The organism is Pseudomonas sp. TH04 (assembly GCF_016651355.1).
Classification (GTDB): domain Bacteria; phylum Pseudomonadota; class Gammaproteobacteria; order Pseudomonadales; family Pseudomonadaceae; genus Aquipseudomonas; species Aquipseudomonas fluorescens.
The window spans coordinates 5,100,599-5,118,318 of sequence record NZ_JAEKEA010000001.1 but is presented as its reverse complement, the minus strand read 5'-3'; the positions used below and the strand labels follow the sequence as shown (position 1 = coordinate 5,118,318).

At 49.8% G+C, this 17,720-nt stretch carries 18 protein-coding genes; 12 read left to right on the top strand and 6 right to left on the bottom strand.

The window, feature by feature from the left end:
• The first annotated feature begins 128 nt into the window (after positions 1 to 128).
• The 5 genes from JFT85_RS23060 to JFT85_RS23040 all read left to right on the top strand — a co-directional run bounded on the left by JFT85_RS23060 (position 129) and on the right by JFT85_RS23040 (position 6,053).
• The gene (locus JFT85_RS23060) at positions 129 to 1,382 is read left to right on the top strand and encodes a tyrosine-type recombinase/integrase (RefSeq protein WP_242486554.1); all 1,254 of its coding nucleotides are present in this window, start codon (positions 129 to 131) and stop codon (positions 1,380 to 1,382) included.
• Entirely contained in the window at positions 1,375 to 2,844 is a 1,470-nt protein-coding gene (locus JFT85_RS23055; RefSeq protein WP_201230495.1) for a site-specific integrase, read from the top strand. The genes JFT85_RS23060 and JFT85_RS23055 overlap by 8 nt, the downstream gene beginning before the upstream one ends.
• The gene (locus JFT85_RS23050; protein WP_201230493.1) at positions 2,837 to 4,939 is read left to right on the top strand and encodes a hypothetical protein; all 2,103 of its coding nucleotides are present in this window, start codon (positions 2,837 to 2,839) and stop codon (positions 4,937 to 4,939) included. The genes JFT85_RS23055 and JFT85_RS23050 overlap by 8 nt, the downstream gene beginning before the upstream one ends.
• The gene (locus tag JFT85_RS23045; protein ID WP_201230491.1) at positions 4,939 to 5,349 is read left to right on the top strand and encodes a hypothetical protein; all 411 of its coding nucleotides are present in this window, start codon (positions 4,939 to 4,941) and stop codon (positions 5,347 to 5,349) included. Before JFT85_RS23050 ends, JFT85_RS23045 begins: the two co-directional genes overlap by 1 nt.
• Positions 5,350 to 5,603: 254 nt before the next feature.
• Entirely contained in the window at positions 5,604 to 6,053 is a 450-nt protein-coding gene (locus JFT85_RS23040; protein ID WP_201230489.1) for an antitoxin Xre/MbcA/ParS toxin-binding domain-containing protein, read from the top strand.
• Positions 6,054 to 6,227: 174 nt separating this feature from the next.
• Here the strand turns inward: JFT85_RS23040 and JFT85_RS23035 are convergent, their stop codons facing one another.
• Positions 6,228 to 6,497 (bottom strand): helix-turn-helix domain-containing protein, encoded by a 270-nt coding sequence (locus tag JFT85_RS23035; protein WP_201230487.1) that lies wholly within the window; start codon positions 6,495 to 6,497, stop codon positions 6,228 to 6,230.
• Between the two features lie 85 nt (positions 6,498 to 6,582).
• Between JFT85_RS23035 and JFT85_RS23030 the strand changes: the two genes are divergently transcribed.
• The 6 genes from JFT85_RS23030 (at position 6,583) to JFT85_RS23005 (ending at position 10,226) form a co-directional block, all read left to right on the top strand.
• Positions 6,583 to 7,038, top strand: coding sequence for a hypothetical protein (locus JFT85_RS23030; RefSeq protein ID WP_201230485.1), 456 nt, complete (start codon positions 6,583 to 6,585; stop codon positions 7,036 to 7,038).
• A gap of 184 nt (positions 7,039 to 7,222) precedes the next feature.
• The gene (locus JFT85_RS23025) at positions 7,223 to 7,594 is read left to right on the top strand and encodes a hypothetical protein (protein WP_201230483.1); all 372 of its coding nucleotides are present in this window, start codon (positions 7,223 to 7,225) and stop codon (positions 7,592 to 7,594) included.
• A gap of 15 nt (positions 7,595 to 7,609) precedes the next feature.
• Positions 7,610 to 8,077, top strand: a complete 468-nt coding sequence (locus JFT85_RS23020; RefSeq protein WP_201230481.1) for a hypothetical protein — start codon at positions 7,610 to 7,612, stop codon at positions 8,075 to 8,077.
• Between the two features lie 192 nt (positions 8,078 to 8,269).
• Positions 8,270 to 8,560 carry a hypothetical protein gene (locus JFT85_RS23015; protein WP_201230479.1) on the top strand — a complete coding sequence of 97 codons (291 nt, stop codon included), beginning with the start codon at positions 8,270 to 8,272 and terminating at the stop codon, positions 8,558 to 8,560.
• A gap of 364 nt (positions 8,561 to 8,924) precedes the next feature.
• A complete protein-coding gene (locus JFT85_RS23010) occupies positions 8,925 to 9,560 on the top strand; it encodes a hypothetical protein (protein ID WP_201230478.1) in 636 nt (211 codons plus the stop codon).
• A 78-nt stretch (positions 9,561 to 9,638) separates the two neighbouring features.
• Positions 9,639 to 10,226 carry a hypothetical protein gene (locus tag JFT85_RS23005; protein WP_201230477.1) on the top strand — a complete coding sequence of 196 codons (588 nt, stop codon included), beginning with the start codon at positions 9,639 to 9,641 and terminating at the stop codon, positions 10,224 to 10,226.
• A 281-nt stretch (positions 10,227 to 10,507) separates the two neighbouring features.
• Here the strand turns inward: JFT85_RS23005 and JFT85_RS23000 are convergent, their stop codons facing one another.
• Genes JFT85_RS23000 through JFT85_RS22985 form a run of 4 tightly spaced genes read right to left on the bottom strand, consistent with a single transcriptional unit; the run spans position 10,508 to position 14,762 of the window.
• The gene (locus JFT85_RS23000; RefSeq protein ID WP_201230476.1) at positions 10,508 to 10,987 is read right to left on the bottom strand and encodes a Mov34/MPN/PAD-1 family protein; all 480 of its coding nucleotides are present in this window, start codon (positions 10,985 to 10,987) and stop codon (positions 10,508 to 10,510) included.
• Positions 10,975 to 12,600, bottom strand: coding sequence for a ThiF family adenylyltransferase (locus JFT85_RS22995; RefSeq protein WP_242486553.1), 1,626 nt, complete (start codon positions 12,598 to 12,600; stop codon positions 10,975 to 10,977). The genes JFT85_RS23000 and JFT85_RS22995 overlap by 13 nt, the downstream gene beginning before the upstream one ends.
• 5 nt (positions 12,601 to 12,605) lie before the next feature.
• A complete protein-coding gene (locus JFT85_RS22990; RefSeq protein WP_201230472.1) occupies positions 12,606 to 13,754 on the bottom strand; it encodes a CBASS cGAMP synthase in 1,149 nt (382 codons plus the stop codon).
• Positions 13,755 to 14,762 (bottom strand): CBASS cGAMP-activated phospholipase, encoded by a 1,008-nt coding sequence (locus JFT85_RS22985; protein WP_201230471.1) that lies wholly within the window; start codon positions 14,760 to 14,762, stop codon positions 13,755 to 13,757.
• 370 nt (positions 14,763 to 15,132) lie between these two features.
• Between JFT85_RS22985 and JFT85_RS22980 the strand changes: the two genes are divergently transcribed.
• Complete coding sequence (locus JFT85_RS22980; protein ID WP_201230470.1) at positions 15,133 to 16,092, top strand: ParA family protein; 960 nt, start codon at positions 15,133 to 15,135, stop codon at positions 16,090 to 16,092.
• Positions 16,093 to 16,392: 300 nt separating this feature from the next.
• Here JFT85_RS22980 and JFT85_RS22975 read toward each other — a convergent pair whose 3' ends face one another.
• The gene (locus tag JFT85_RS22975; protein ID WP_242486552.1) at positions 16,393 to 17,595 is read right to left on the bottom strand and encodes a hypothetical protein; all 1,203 of its coding nucleotides are present in this window, start codon (positions 17,593 to 17,595) and stop codon (positions 16,393 to 16,395) included.
• Between the last annotated feature and the right edge of the window lie 125 nt (positions 17,596 to 17,720).

The following is a 17,720-nucleotide window of genomic DNA, read 5'->3' as shown; positions in this document are numbered from 1 at the left end:
GATAGAGTAATAAACGTATACATTACTAGTTAGAAACCCTGTAAACCTTAATTAAAAATGGGTTTACAGGGGTATACTAGGTTCCTATACTCAGCCGCAATCTAGCTGATGGGGTAGGAACGTATACTTTGGACAGATTTTCCATAAGGTCTTTCACCGCTTCAGACGGCATTGCGATGGTTGTCATCGTCGATGAACAAGGCCAGCCTCTCTTTCATCCAAACGTCTACGCCACTCTCAACTATCGGGACATTGGCGCCTCTCCTTTCACCATAGAAAAGATCCTCCGCTCGCTCGGCATGGTCTACCTATGGTCATCTGCAAGAAGCCTTGATTTGGATCATTCGCTCATCAGCGGTGATTTTCTATCCATGGAGCAGATGGAAGATCTGGCTCTCTTCTTGAGGATGGATCGAAAATCTCAGGATCAGGAATCTGCCCCGCCTGTCGCCAAGAAAACTTCAAAGATTGTTCGCTTAGAACAAGTCAGAGGGGGGTTCGAAGGCAACCAGCCCAACCATAGCCAGATCTCAGCAGTGGAAGGGGGAGCGAGAATCCGGGTCGCAGCCAACTACTTTGAATTTCACCTAGAGCGCCGCTTAGCAGCAATGAGAGCCTCTGCGACAGAAATCGAGCTGGTGAAATCAATCTCCGAATCGGCAATAGCAAGGCTACGAGCCTTAATCCCGTTGGCCGGGACGGCATCTGAGGATGAGACCTTAGAAGGGCTGACCAAAGCTACGATGGCAGCAGCCGAGCATGCATTTCATCCTGACTCTGACGGCAATCCTTTTTCGACACCTTTTCTGAGGGCTCGAAATTACTTGATCTTCAAGTTTCTGGTAGAAACCGGCTCGCGGCGTAGCGAACTCCGATACATCAAAGTTGAGGATGTGGACTACTCGACCCACCGCGTGCGCCTTCGGGTATCGAAAACCATTGCACGTACAAACGCGATATCGACTGTGCTCTCTGTTGCCTACCACGATTTCATCATGAATCACTGGAGCAAGATTCCTCCCCGAGCCCGCTCCCACGGTTACCTGTTTGTCACCGCCGAGGGCAATCATTTAGCCCTGGATAGTATCAATCTCATATTTCGAGAGATGCGCAGAAAGGTGCCGGGGCTTCCCGCAGATTTTGCTCCGCATGCGTTTCGTCGAACCTGGAACGATAGATTGAGCGAGAAAATTGACGCTCAGCCTGTCGATAAGCGCATGCCTCCCGAGCAGGAAGTACAGGTTAGGAATCGCCTCATGGGGTGGAAAAAAGGCTCCACGATGGGAGAGCGCTATGCGAAGCGTTTCATTCGCAAACGATCTGATGAAATCGGCGAAGAGCTGGCCAACGAGTTGACCCAAGGAAAACCTACCGATGATTGAGGCCTTTCAAAGTACCCATCCGATAGCGACACTTGCCATCGAGCAGAATGTGATGCTTCTGGACGGCCGGAAAATAGTCGTGCGGGCTGGGCAAGACCTACACCTATACGATGCAGACGGTGCAAAGCGTAAGATCTACTATGAGCACCTGGATATCACCATTCCATATCATGCCAGTCTATTCCGAGTGTTCTACGGCACGCTTGGCACCCATAGCCTGGTCTACAACACCGCAGTAAGTCAGGCGTTCAAACTATGGATGTTGGAACCAGCTCTCGCGGATTGCCAAGAGCTTGGCATCACTCAGCTTGAGGCGCTGCTCAGTCTCTCAGCGAATTATCATCCTTTCATTTTTCCCGCGCTTAGACGGATCAGTGCTCAGAATTTGCCCGGCCTGACGGATGAGCTGAAAGACTTCTTGAAGCACGGTCAAAAATGGGAAGAAAAGGGGAATGGCGCTTATTACACATTGGTGACCAACGACCCCTCACGAGGAGCGCTGACGGATCAGGAGCTTCACAACCTTCACGCAGCGTTGAATCTCGGCTACGCAAACGGAACGGTAAAACAGGCCGACTTCACTATGTGCTGGTTCTTTATCGGAACGGGGGTTCGGCCCATCCAACTCGCACGCATGAAGAAGCGAGACATTCAGATCGTGGAAGGGCCGGAAGGTGACGAGGTCACCCTGCGAATTCCTCTTGCTAAAGGGGAGCAAAAGGACAAGCAGGAATACTGGCTGCGAAGAGCCCCTTCAGTACTTGCGGAATGCTTGGTTGAGTACCTGAACTCCCCAGCGATAACCTCTATTGGCGTAGACGATGCAGTGTTTCCGGGTGGATCACGAGCCTTGTCGATGCGCTTGTCTCATTGTTTTGCTGGACTAGAAACCTACTCCGAACGGCTAGAGGAGCGCATTCCAGTAACGCCCTACCGCTTCCGCTACACGCTCGCCACCAGAGCACTCGCTCATGGGGCCTCAGACTATGAAGTAGCGCGCCTGCTGACACATCGCAGTACGAGCTGTATCCAATTTTACCGGGCATCCATGCCTCAGCTTCAGAATCCTATCCGCCAAGCCATAGGGAAGGAGCTGGAGTACTTTGCGAAAGCTTTTCAGGGCCGCTTGATACAAGACTTGAGTGAGGCAACTCGATCCGGCGATGAAAGCGCGGTGATCTCCGATTTTCTGAGATTGGTCGGCCAGAAGGTCGGGGCATGTGGCACCAAAGCCGAATGCCACCAAAACGCGCCCATTGCGTGCCTCTACTGCCCCTTCTTTGAACCCCTCGCTGACGCACCTTGGGAAATGCTTCTGGCATCGCTAAAGGCGGATCAGGACACTGAATTGGAGGATCGTATCCGCTTGATCAATCACAACGCCATGTCCGCAATTTCTGAAATTATGGAACGTCGAGACACGATGAAAGCGCAACGGATGGCAGACCAGATCAATGGGTGAATTAGTACATTTCATTGGCCGAGCTGATCTTGACGCTCAGCAGAACCTGAAGGCGTTCATCGCTCATGCCCATGAAACCATGCCCTTCACGAACATAGACTGGGAAAATGACTCCTGGAATATCACGAGTTTTGCCCCCAGCCGGAATCAAGGCAAAACGAAGAAATTCGCCCATTTCCGATCAATGCGTGACCCTTCCGGTAATAAATCGACCGTCGAGATCCCCTTGCTCGACCCGTTCAAGACATTCGCAAAATCAGCATTCAGCGAAATGATGCGTCGTTTTAGGCTTTCTGAGCACGGCCGAATACTTTACGCATTGCAGGCAATGGAACAGGCACTGATTGATCTAAATCAAAAGCCGTGTGTGACAGCGATTACGGCAGATACGCTAGATCAAGCGGCGGTTCTGGTGAACAAGCGATTCGCTGACGGCTGGCATACAGGCCGAATGCTTGAACGACTGCTCACACAGATCATCATCCCATGCAAGCTGGTTTCCCACGCTATCGAATGGAAATCACCGATTCCGTACAAGCAACCAGCGCGCAATGATCGAATCAATACCGAGCGCAAGACGGAAAAAATGCCGCAGCTCCAATCCATCCTTGATTTGGCTTACATCCATCATACATCTGAGCATCTCCCGGATAGGATTGTGACGAGCTTCGTTTCCCTAGCGATGTTTGCCCCTAGTCGAGCATCAGAGATTCTCTCTCTCCCAGTGCATTGCGTTACAGAGGCAGAAGGTGATGATGGACCAATCATGGGGATCAGATGGAAGCCAGCCAAAGGCGGCAGCCCAATCACCAAATTTGCCACATCAGATGCCTCAGAGGAGATGGCACTGGAGGTCATTGGGTTCCTGAAAGAAGTGGGGGCTTCAGCTCGAAAAGCCGCTGAATGGTATGCTAAAAACCCTAAAAAATTGTATCTCCCTGAGGAGCTGGAGCACCTTCGCGATCAGCCCATCACCATGTGGGAAGCGGCTCTAATCCTAGGGCGAAAAAAGCCTTTTTTAACTAAAACCGATGCAGGCTTAGCGCTCAAGAGCCTGCCAGATATCACGACTGATCGCGCCCGAATCGATGAAGGCGTCAGGTGGGCTCGGCTGTACAGCTTTGAAGCTCTTCAAGCCCACGTTCTCGGCAAGCTGCCTGATATGTTCCCCATTCAGGATAGCCATACAGGTCTTATGTGGCATGAAGCGCTTTTCTTGCTACCTGAGAACGCCCTGAGACCGAATTCAGAGCTTCACCGCCATATTCCAACGACTTTATCTATAAATCAGATCAACAACCAGCTAGGGGCCAACCCTGCTGGGCTAACGATCTTCTCTCGTAATCAGAAGTTCGATTCGGCCGGCCTTCCTGTTCGTATCACCACCCATCAGTTCAGGCATCTTCTCAACACCCTGGCTCAGTCGAAGCACCTCAGTGAAGCCCTGATCGCATTCTGGTCTGGTCGAAAAAAGCTGGGGCAAAACGAATGGTACGATCACCTACCCCAGGAAGCGTTCATCGAAGCCTACACCTCACTTGGCGAGGCATCAGTGCAACTGCCAGTGCATGGCCCTTTGGTTGAGAAGGCAACGGCAGTAGCCGCTGCTAACAGCATCTCCTACGACGCTGCAATGAAGCTCGAACTGGGCGCGATCCATATCACGCGATTCGGGCTGTGCCGACACGACTATTCGCTCACGCCCTGCCCTAAGGATAAAGACTGCCCAAACTGTGGAGAGCACGCCTTTGTGAAAGGTGATGAGCGGCATCACAAGGAAGCATTTTATCAGTACTACATCCTCGAAAAGGCGCTAGAAAACGCTTACACGGCTCAGAGCAACGGGGAAAGTGGAGCCTCTCGCTGGATTAAACAAAACGCTCCAAAACTGGAGCGATGGCGAAAAGCCCTAGAGCTGATGGCTGATTCATCGATACCTGACGGCACCCTGATATCGCTTCCCCCGCCAGACCATTCTCAATCAAAAACGGGATTGTCTGAGGCGGTGAAACTGGTGAACTTTGGACCAGTCGCCGAAGTAGGTATCGAAGACGAATCCGACGAACAAGCGCTTCTCGACCTGGAGTTTTTCTGATGGGTGCGCCAAAGCTGAGCGACAAGGCCATTGATAAGGCCGTTCAAGTTCTCGACGGATGGGTCGGGAAATTGACTTGGGATCTTTACCTAGCAGTGCTGGCGGTTGAGATCGGCCACAAGTACACCAAAGCGGCCATGCTCAGGCAACCTCGCATACGGGCCACGTGGGATCATGCCAAGGACCGCGCGCAGGATGAAGCCCCTGTTCGCGGGCATGGAAATGTCGCCATGGCGCAATCTGCTAAACGAATCAGAGAGCTTGAGCAGCGAGTCGAAAGACTTAAGCGAGAAAACAATGAGCTGCTGGAGCAATTCGTCCGCTGGGCGCACAACGCCACACGCCGAGGCCTGACCCCACAAGACCTTGATAAACCCTTGCCTGTGGCGATACGTAAAGAAACCAAATGACGCGCTGTTGTTTGATATCTAGCTCTATGAAGCCCCTTGAGGCAGCGATACCCAGCCCAAAAAGCAATCGCTTTACCTTGGGGGCCGTCACCAGTTAGATATCTGTACAGCCCCCTCCTCTAGCTTCAACCCACCTTCCACACATGGCGTTCCGTCCTTTCTACACTGATCGCAAGGTTTTCCGATATCAAAGTGGAGTCCTGCGATCGGAACTCGGATACTGGAAGAAGAATGTGATTGGTGGAAGCATGACCATGAAAAAACACCTTGTAAGCGATGCAAACCTTCGACAGCCTTCGGGTGGCTTTTATGACGCGCTTGCCCTATGGCCAGATTTGGCCGCTGTCACTGACCTAATCCACCACAGGTTGGACATCAGTTTTTATTACGATCTTGCCTCGTTCTTGGGGCTTAGCCCCAAAGGCCTCTTTGTCTTACTAAGCGTCCCAGCAGTGGTCCAACGCAGGTGGTCAAAGGCCGGCCAGCTCACTGTCGGCGAGGGTGACTATGCGTACCGGCAGGCACTCGTAATACGGGATGCGCTCGCATTGTTCGAAGGTGATAAGAAAGGAACAGTTTTGTGGCTTACGCAGGCGAACCGTGCATTGAACGGGTTTCCACCAGGTAGATTGCTCAGCACATTTGTGGGGATAGACACCGTCACTAAGCTGATCTGGAAAATAGAAAACGGTGTGTCTCTTTAACTAGACCTCATATCAATGTGCTCGGTGCACAATGCCGGTTGACATTTCGAACTGGCCGGCCGGATACGTCGCGAACGGCGACTGATTTCATCGGAAAGGAACCAGAGGTGGGCCATGCACCTAGAGGACAATTCGCTTCGAAAGCAGCATCTCCTGAGCAACACATATTCTCCCTTATCGAGCTTTTAGCTCATCAAGCTCCTTTCGGACCAAGCGCAGAAGAGCCTCAGCGTCTGTTTGGCTGCTATAGGCTAGTGTGAAAAGCGTCAAGGGATGGACATGGAGCAAATCGGCGAGTTCTTCTACACGCGCCCAAGAAGGTGCTTTTACACCACTTTCAAGTCTGCTGATGTTCGACTGTGCGAGACCAAGCGCATCCTGCGGCATATCACGGGCAACACGAACGGCCTGCAACGCACGTCCAAAAATATGCTTTTGCTTCATTTTTTCCCTTGGCAAATATCAGCCATAGGGCCACAATGCCGCGAAACGAGCCATGCCCTATAGGGCATATTTTCAGGAATATTATATGTTTGAAACCTATCAGGAGTCGCGTATCCCCCCACCTCCCTTTTTTGAAGGCAACACCGTCGAATGGGAGTTCGTGACGCTTTCCCTAAATCTGCCTTGGTTCTATGTGTCGTGGGGCTTTCGGTCCTCTGCTCAACCTAGCGAAGCGAGGGTCGAGTTGAGGTTAATTCCCTACATTTCGCTGCTGATAAAACACCTTGAAGATAGTGATCCTGAGTACTTCGTGCAGGATATCCAGTTGGTGTCCCCTGCATGGCTAAATCAATCAAAGCGCACGAAGATGCAGCCACTTGTGAAGTTAATATCTTATGAAGAACCGCATAGGGCCGACTTGACCAAGACCGAGTTTGCTTATGAGGTCGCAGGAGACGCTCGCTATCCAGTCGGACTCGATTGGGAAAAATTGAAATCTGTACAGATTCTTTTCGAACAACAGCAACTACAGAATTTTTGAATGGACACTCATGATTTACATCCGTACCTCTACAAAAAAACCATAAAGTGGATGGAGCGCTCCATACCCATCATCTTGGTCGATCAATCTTTCAGTTCGGATGCTGAAATTTTAGATAGCAGAATCTTTTACCGAAATTATTGAGACATGGAATACAACGAATCTGCATTAAGCGAGAAATCAGATGAGCCCGGAACGAGAAGAGTTGCTTTGCAAACCCAATCTTTCCCTTTTTCCCAATGCGACATTCGTAAACGGTCGATATTTTTGGGGCTTTGAATGCGAGGACGGCTGGTTCGACATCCTGAATATTGCGCTATCGCTTGTTTCAGCCAGGTGCGACATCAGCGATTGCGATCAGGTTACGGTCACTGAAGTGAAAGAAAAATTCGGTGGGCTAAGAATTTATTACCGAGGCGGTGATGATTTTGTGCATGGCGTCTTCAACTTTGCTGAAGCTATATCCGTAAACGTGTGTGCAATATGTGGCTCTCGTGTAGGCAATCGTCGCATGCACTATCATCGCCCCAGATGCGATCTGCATTATGGAGATTGATAATTGAGACTGGCCATGGCGAACCAAGCGGGCTTGATAGACGATTTACACAGCCATCTTTCAAGTGAATTAAAATTGGTAGATTTAGAAATCGTCCGTAGCTATGTTTCTTCGCCCAGGCTAATGGACATTTACGTGAGGCAGTTCCCTGTACAGGACCAGTTTTTTGTAGGGGATTCCTTTTTGGATCAACGAACGATGCTTGCCGACTCACCGCAACGTACTTATGGAGTTTCTTTACTGAGCTGGTCGCTGCTCAAAACTGATGTTGAAATTGTCGAGGATTACCATTACTGCGACAGCAGTGTTGCCAAGGTTCAAATTTGGCCATTCGACCCCCGCGCCCTCACCGAACCTCAATCACGGCTTGCGGTTGCTCTCTCTTACACAAACCTTGAGCTATACGCAGAGCCGAGGATTATTGGATCGCTAAACGATATCCTCGAAGAAATCGGTTTTTTTGTAGATCCCGAGCGCTACTGACTTTTTTCCTTATCCCACCGGAGAAGTGGACAGCCCTTTCTCCCTCCACGGCCGGGCCTGAGAATCGAATCTCCAACTCTACTGCTCGGTCCTAAACCCATGGGCCCTTTCCTTCGAAAGAAGGGCACTAGCACGGCTTTAAGCTCCTTTCCAGGCAAGGGTGCACTACGCTGTGAATTAATGGCCTTACCGATGAAGCAGACAGCTAATGTCTTGGATGTTCCTATGAAAAAAACAACGCCCGAAAATCGTGCACTCGAAAAAGCTGATGATCAGCATGAATTTGAGCATTTGATGCAAATCAAGGCGCTTAGTCATGAGCGGCTCGCCTACCAACGGGGGGCATGGCTAGCAGAGTATGAGTCGCTGACGCCGGAGGAAAAAGCAATCGTAGACGCGAAATTTCATAAAATGGCGAAGAAAATTGCAGCTCAATTTGGCCGGAGCCGCCCGTTCATTTTTTATCGCAACCACAGCAGTTAGCCCTGGAGTCGATCCTAAAAATGTCAGTGAAAATGGTGGTAACGCGCACGGTCTGATCCAAGCCAAATGAATGGAGGGTAAACCCGTTCAAATCACTGAGCTTTCTTCGATGCGGATAACTGACCATGGACATATTGCCAACGAGTTCGTAACCTCCGTGAAGGTCTTGTCGCTTTTCCTACTCTGCCAAACTGCGTTTTTAACGTTCGACTCAATTGGCTCAAAGGTGTACGCATAGACCAAGAACGTTATGCGGCACAAATGCCGTAAAAGTCATGCATATGTGTCACCTATTTATAGTTATGTGACGCTGAGTCTGTGAATCGTGCTACCAAGAGAAGACCGAGACTTTATAACCAACGAGATGAAAGTCTCGCTTGAATCTATCGACTTAAAATTGAGCGAAGATTTTTTATCACCGTACCGAACTAAATTTGAGGCATCCATTTCTTTCTTCGTAAAGTCCGTCCGTATGCAGAATGAGCTTGGCTACAAATTTGACCAATACTCATTCGAGGATAGCCCAGCTGAGAAGGCAATAAACCGGCATTATATTGAACTATCCGATTCCATCGACAATTTGGAGGCAGACGCCATATTAGACTCAATAAGGCATGCATTTTGTTCATTTGCACGCGGTGGAATTCATCAATTATTCACCAACCAGGAGAATGAAGTTTGGTATCCAAAGGTAATTCTCGACAGCGAACTCCACCCAAACAATATCGACTCACTACCGGAGATTGTAGTGCTTTATAGAGGCGCAGATATATCGGAACTCAAGTTGTTAAATTTCGGTCAATCATGGACCACCAAAAAAGATGTGGCTCGCGAATTTGCTTATAGGCATTACGCGAACCAGAATTGGTTCGTGAAAGAAAATCGCATCATTCTAAAAACTGAATATGCCAGGTGCTTTGTATACTTCGCAAATCATGCCCCTGAGTACGAGGTGGCGATAAACACAAGCAAGATAGGTAAAGTTGAGAGAATCATTTAACAACTGATTTAAATCGTTCGCTTCGCTCACTAGTGCGAGTCCAGGCCCGTCCCTTAACTAAACTGTAGATCCCACAATATGTTCACTGACAATTGGCCTTCCTGCATAGTTACTGCATTTGATCTCGTCGGAACCAGGGGCCTTGCTGCCTCAGGAAAGGGTTCATCGGCGATGATTGATATGCATAACCGCGCTGCGGCAAAGATCAACCACGACCTTCCCCTCCATAGTCATGGGTACATATGGAACGACTCAGTTCTCTTACTCTCCTACATGACCGAACCAAACTGGTCCAAACAAGGATTTTTTGCTGAACTGAACGCCTTCAAGTCATTCCTTGAGCAACAATGTGGAACGTCAATGTACGCAATCTCGGTAAAAGGGTTAGCGTTCCCACAAGACATAATGACGCAGGCGGTTTTTAACGGGCAAATTGCCGACCAACCACGTGCAGTAGTATTGAAGACATCAAGTTGGGCCATGGCCAACTGCTTTCTCATCGAGAAAGCCCTCGGCCATCACCGCGCGGACTGGTATATCGACAGTAGAATCACTGCTGGTGCCAATCTTCCGAAGTCCTTCGCGTCGGAAATAATTGATCTTCTGCCAAAGAATGATCCAAGAACCATCGACATGTTCAAGGGAAGTATCGGTATTGACGGCTAACCCAGCAGTCAGCCGGCGAAGCTCTTTCAGCAGAGGATGGCACTACCCAGCGAGGAATGCTCGGCGTGAGGCTTCTTGCGGAGTTCAATTCAAACAATCGCGATGAAGCCTGGTGCACACCACCACACAGGAGTTCCGACACTTCAGAACTGGTTAACAGCATAGAGTTGACTGCTCATTGAACGCCTGCTCTTGTCGATTGAAGACCTTCTACGCTAGGCGAAGATAGCCAGAATCGGTAATTCGCATTGCTGGCTACCAGCAAGATGTACCTTCTGTCGTTAATCAACTATTGAATGAAATTTCATCCCCTCCCCAACACAGGGCATGCACTCCAAATATAGGGTTTTGCGACCCACGATAAGTCCAAGGACAGGGCGTTCGTCTTTTCGCTTTAAAGCTAGCTTTCGCCATTCGATCAGATCCGTTCCGGACGGTGATGGGTAATCTTGCGGATGCGTATGCCACTCGCCGATGTACCGCACTAGACCACTGCTATCGACCCAACGTTTTTTTGCAATGCGCTCATGCAAATCGCACATCCGCTCGAAAAACGTCCGGAACCGTCGGTCGAACCTGGTAGGAACTGTCGCCTCGACAATCTCAAGGTGAGATCCGCGGACATATCCCAGCAGAAGTCCCCCAGCCTCCAAATCAGATGGCCCCGCCTGGATGTATTGCCGAAATACCTCCAGCACAGCTGGATGGATATAAATCAAGTTGCGCCCTTGATTGGCCGACCACTCTTCTACGAACTGCATGCTGGACAGGCCTCAATTCTAGGTGGATCGCAATCCGCGGTCGCCAGTGTGTATACGCAGTCCGTGATCTTAGTTCGCAGTGAAGAACTGACTTTCCCATTGGCCCAAGCCAGCGCCATTTCAGCACCAAGTGCGGCTGCTTGAATTGATATGGTTGCAGGGAACGGGACGTAAAGACCTTCGCATCCATGACCTGCCATCACATGAGGCACCCCGCCCTGAACGGTCGAAAACTGACCAGCACGTGAGTAGGTAGATAGACATCTGTAACAGGCGCCATCTCCAGCTGTCTTCATCAAGCCACGGACAGCGGCTCCTGGACCTTCAATCCACACCGATAACATTGGTGTCGACGGGACGTAGTTCGAGGTCAGCCAATGGCCTAAAGCCTCCTCTCCAGTGGCATCAATCAGAAGATCAATATCACCTAAATGCGCGTCTCGTACATCCACCTCAAGAGCACGCACAGAGACACCAGGGGCGTCATTTTGAAGTACCGTGGCGATGCCATCTGCTTTGTTTTTGAATGAGAATGGCAATCCTAGACGATGTCTACCGACGTTTTGTGGCATCAACAGCTCAAAGTCCACAAGCGTCAGTTTGCCCCCACCTGTCCCAGCGCCGGCTTTTACCAGCATGTCAGCCAAGTAACCACCGATAGTCCCGCACCCTATCAAGGCGATCTTTAAGCCGGCTAGCGTTTTGAGAGAGGGGATATTTCGTTGGGCGATGTATTTTTCGTCGATTCGAATCGCGGTGAGTCTTGTCACCCGTAAGCTGTAAAGCCTTTCGGTGCCTCGCGCGAGCTTGAATTTTTCATCGTCGAGAATGGACTGCTCAAAATGCACCTGAAAGCCATAGTTGAGCTTCGGCGTCGTTATGAATATCAAAGCGTCCTTCAGCTTCAGCCGATGCGCTTCCGAGATCCGTTGCTGAATCTTGCGGGCACAACCTTTATCCAACTCGCGCTGCCAGCTCAGAATGTCAGCGACAGTTTCTGGAGGCCATGCTTTTTGGCTCGGACGAGGTTGCGCGCTCGATCCGACAACATATGCGAGCATTCTCTGTCTTTTCTGATGCAATTGAAGAGCGTCGATTTTGGCAACGGTTCGCTCTAAATCATCAGTAAGTACGGGAGTACGTGCACCCGTTTTGGAAATTACACAAAAAGCAGGAACCTCTCCTCGCTCCAGTTTCTGCATGTCAAAGAGACATAACTGGCTGTACCAATGCACGAAAAACTCTTCTTCCAAGTCATCGACCATTTCCCCTCTGAGTACACATCCCAAAACGCGCTCTGCTTCAGCTAGACACCTGAGCGTCTGACCGATGGGATCGAAAATGTCGAGCACGACTGTGTTTGCGGCCAAGTAACAAAGCCAACCGTTCACCCCGAGATGTGGCGTCACAGGTCCTAAGATGGCGGGCAGCTTTTTAAGCTTCACGACTGGCAAAGAAAAAAAGCTCGGATCGACGGAGAAATCACAGTCGAATACTCCCTCAGAAGTATTGAGTGGTCCTTCAAATCGAAGCCATCGGCTGTGCGTTCTGCCGAGGTGCGTAAAACCTCGGGACTGCAATTCCAGAATGAGATTAGGTAATACCTCAACCATTTTTACTAGCCAGCCTTGGTACGACCGACCAGCTCGCTGGCACCGGCTTGGGCAGGTACCGCGGCAATGGTTGCGGCAACGGTTACCTGTTTGATCCTGCTCGGGCGGTTAGGGAACCGAGGCCCGAACATGCTGATCATCCAGTTACACGCCGTTGTCTCGTCCGAGGAGGATATAGCCGCGTTGAGATGGTTTTCGAACATCTCGAATTTCTGTGCAGCTTCTTCAAGCGCTTCCTCTGACATGCGACCACTCAACGTTTCCTTTTCATCGTTTGGGTTGTTCACGCCATTTCTGAGTGCCGCAGGAAGCCCCTTCAGTACCTCAAGAAGTGCTAAATCATCCCGACGATCCATCTTTGAGAACAATGGCACCGCTGCCGCCATCAACAGAATTGAAGATGGGCCTCCTGCCTTCCACTGCCAATCGCGGAATGCCTTCAGATAGCGGACGACTCGTTGCAGCTGCTCGCCCTTTTCGGCGACTGCATCCACGAACCATTCTTTGACTGGCCTCGGATCGGAACTAATCCAATCATCAACGCGGTGGGCAAGCAGAACTTCATCTGTTGGAAGCGTCGTCCAGCTGTCCGCTTTACGTTCGCTCACGGCATCCAGAAGGCTATCAAAGCCATGTCGCGCAGCGGCTTTCTCAAGCGTCACGTACTCGTCATCTGGTATGGAGTAGAGCGGGATGTCGATATGAGCCGTGGTAGAAATCTCGATACGGATACAAGTCGGTTTGTCGGTCACGAGCTTCCATTTTTCAGCCCACTTGGATTCAACAAGCCGCTCCAGCGCCACCTCGGCAGCCTTGAAAAAAATCGAGCTGGCCACACTAGGTCTTTTGCTGCCTTTCAAAAAACTGATTGGCAGGTACGCGCCGTCATCCACGTCAGATTGCTGTGGCGGAAGATGTGCGGGGCTGTTGAGTGTTTTGTATGCCCAAGACCCTTGGGTAAAAAAGCGTGGCTGAGGGATCACCCCCTCGTAGCCGTTCTCACGAAGTACTCTCGGAATCCCGGAACGAAGGCACTGACGAACTTCATTTTTCGCCGCTGTAATCAGCAGCCGTTGTGCCGCCGTCAATTCCAAAGCCTGGAGCAAACTCGGCTCATCTTCGGAGGTGTTGAAGAGGGGTGACAGGTTCAACATTTAGAGATCCTCCGAGTTTTTATTTGGTCCGTGATAAAACGTTGGACGAGCAGCGTGGTGTGAGCGGAATGGCTTGAAACGGCTGTCACCCAATGCGCGCTGAGCAGCCGCGGTGCCTCGATCTCGCAAAGTGTTTGTTGATGCCTCAGACACGTCATCCAACGCCTTCACATCACCGCTTTGCTGAGGTGTGACTTGGTCGTCGATTTTGAGGTAGCAGTCGCCGAGTGACTGCGCCAGCATGTAATCGACCGAAGACTCTTGGGCGGAAATAACCAGGTCAAAAAGGCTGCTACCCCAGCCAATAATTCCTTGGTCCAAATCCCTACCACCGCTTACGGTTGCGCCCACCGTCATTGTGCCAATCGCAAGCACGCGTATCCGCACATCTTGCTTCGGCGCCAAAAATGTCCGCACTTCATGCAGCCCGAACAATCCTGGTGCGTTTCCGACTAGGCCTCCGTCAACGAACACTCCACGCTCGTTTCGCACAGAAGGGAAATACACGGGCGCAGCAGATGTGGCCAGAGCGACCTCCACCAAGCTCATCCGGTAATCCATCTCAAACGTAGGATGGTGGGGAGTCTTGAAAAACTGTCCACGCCCCGTGGTGTAATTGACCGCCGGTATGAGCACGCGGTGCTTCAGATCGCCCATTGTGGTTGTGCCAAAGCGTTCCTCAAGTACCGAACGCAGGCCTGCGTTTGAGTGCTTTGCACGACTGAGGAAACCCAAACGTCTACGCGCAAAATTACGCGTGTTGAAAATTGTTGGGCCTTGGTCTTCGAATAACGATTTCAGCTCGCTGGCAGGAATTTCGCTGGCGAGCCCAAGGGCGAGCAGACCTCCCGCAGAGGTCCCGCAGATCAGGTCGAAATGGGACGCGATGGGCCGTCCAAGCACCTGCTCAAACTCCTTGAGGATTGTGGCCGTGTACAACGCCCGATACCCGCCGCCCGATAAAGCGAGCACGTGAAACGTTGGCAAATCGTGTGTTTCGTCCGTCATTTCGCCTCTCTTGAGCCTACCGAGCCACTAAATCGCCATACACTACATGTTGTGTATTTAATCACAACAAGCAACCACATGTTGTTTATACACGAACTTCAGAATGGATCCAACCCTAGGAACGCACGTGCTGTCGCAGTTCGGTAGAAAGGTCAAAACCGAATCGGCAGGATGGGCCGCCGCATAGCGAACGAGCATGTAGTTGAAGCATTCTTGGATCAGAAAAAAATTTTGATGCGCCCCACCACCTCATGACGTGAAACGTAAACACACCTAAAGAAAGTCATCCAGACGCTTGACTATCGTGAAAATTGACCTAGCGTCATTTAACTAAGAACAAAACTAAAACTAATTGACGCCAGATCAATCAATGACAAATTCTCTTCTGCTGAAAAAAGCACTGAAATATCTTGAGCTGAGTGGCGTGGCCTTAGCCAATCAGCTGAGTGAGTCCCGTGAAGACGGCAAACGTACAGCACCTGAAACGGTGAGCCGATGGCTCAGCGGGGTGAACCCTGTCGACCCCTCACTCATGCTCTGGGTAACAGAATTGGTGCGCAACAAGATGCGGAGCCAAAAGCAGCGCCTTATCCGTTTGCCGACAAATAAGGGATTGGTGATTGCGGTCGCAAACCCAAAGGGTGGAGTAGGCAAAACTGCGGTTGCCAAAAATCTTGCGGTCATTTCCAAATTTTCACTGAACATGAAACCAACGCTGATCCAGGCTACTACCCTAGAGAACAAGGAGGTCGTCGCCGGCGAGCTTCGCGAAATGCAGGATTTACGCATCAACTGTCCAGACCTGGCGCCTGATGAAGTATTGGCTTACCGGCCAGAAGCTGGCGAAGTTGTGATTGTCGACGTGTGTACCAGCCTGGCTTCCCAGCGCAGAGATATCACGTCGGAATCTGAGCCATTCCTGAATCAATTCCAGCCCGATGTGTATGTCGTCCCAGCTGACTTCGATAGCCCCCAAGAGATCATGGCGAGCGCACGCTTTGTTCAAACCGGTGTGATGCAAAGTCAAATTCAGTTGCTGCATCGCCCTCGTTTCATGAAGACAGATACCGCGACCAGAGTGGCATACGAGGGATTGGATATGAGGAGCAAGATATTCTGCCCGTTTTTTATTCCCCAGACGATTTCGGGCAAAAATCCACGTCCTCGTCGTGCGTACGAAGAATGGCAAGATGAAGATCAGCAGGGTCACTTCTACAATCTGTTCGAGCACCTGATTACACGCTTGGGTGGATCTCTAAAAGATGAGTACTCACTACGTCGTGAAATGAAGACTATGAGCCTGGAAGAGCTTCTGAGCCTGGCTGGGTAAAGGACCACGGCCCGGCCTCCAGCTTGATCGGCAGCCAGCCCAAGGATATCCTTTGGCTGGCAAAAGCCCGAAGGAGTTTTTCAATGCATGACCGCACAAACAACTTGGGCGTCGCCTAGCGCGATTACCACAACGTTCCATCCATTACACGTTGTGTAATGGTTAGTAGCCACCGCTCGCATCAAAATTCAAAAACAGGTTTCGTCGTTCTTACCGGTAGAGCGTTGACCTATTTCTGCTTATCGTCACAGGCTACAATGAGCAACAGTAAACGCACATTCTGTACTCCGAGGAACAACGTTAGATTTCTTTTTTCAGAATCAGTACACAATAAAAAAGTGCCGCCTTAATTATGTGATTAATACCATGAACCTCCCTGAACAATAGCAGTGACTTCCTGATAAAATCCATAAAAGAGATCTCATAGTATTTATCTCTACTCATACCTTCTTTACCTGGGTAGTACGTTACAATTTGCGTTGATTCTTTATACTCATATTTATAATGAGCTATACCATTCCTCAATTTGTTATCAACAGCATCCATATCAATACGATAAAAGCAATCATCTATAAACGCTAACTTACTCCCTAGATCTACGTTAGCAAATGAATTCAGACTCTCCAGTTCAGGCCTGGTACTCTGAGCTTTCGTAAGCTTTAGAGATGGCTCGAAAAGGTCACTACACCCACGTTTTATGAGGTTGTTCAAACCCGCCAAGAAAGCAAGTTGTCGCGCGAAAACTTCTGCCAAATCCTTATAGTAGTTACTGCAAACATCGAAGTCGGCTGTAGATATTCGAGCGGGAATTTGACCAAGATCCTCAGTATTCGCATAATCGTAAAAAAATGCTGAGCGAAACGGCAAGTCCATTGCGATCAACTTTGGATACAAAGATAAGCAATCACTGTGCAGATTCTTGAGAAATCCATTACCTAAGATTTCGTCAACAAATGCAATTGTCTTTTCATGGTGGCATTGGTGCAGCCACATGAATAGTTCAGATGCCTTCTCGCTTATTTCAGCGTTGTGCTCGTGAATTGTAAATGGCGAAGACATTACTGATGTAGTGGAATATAGCGCGGCTAAAACATCCTCTTTTTTACGCGACTTTAGAGCGGCACCGGGTATTTTCGAGCAAGTCCTTTCAAAACTATCTATATCCCCACGTTTGTACTGGGTAATTACGCTTCTCAAGTCGCTTTGCATTGGGTAGAGCGTATTCAGCATTTCCAAGCGAAGATTCAAGTGTTGGTACGCTTCATGACCGATTTCACGCGTAACCCTGAGAAAAGTCGTCATACCCATTACGTAAACGCCGAAGTAAGCTGGAAAATCTAAGTGCAAATCAACAAAAGGGTTATCGCCATTAAAAGGCCCCTCAAAATCTTCTAATTCTGTGGCACCCTGCAATTCACCATCTAACTGACCAAAAACAAATGAAATGCGTTCTTCACATTTTGGACAAGCGAATTGGAATGGCTGAATATCTCTGTTAGACATACCAATCCTGCAATCGATTTTCGTTCCACATGTGTTGCATTGAAAACATTTGCAGATATTCATGCTTGTCCTTATTCACATGGTGATGAGCATTCGTGTACGGAGAAAGTTGTCTATGACCCTGA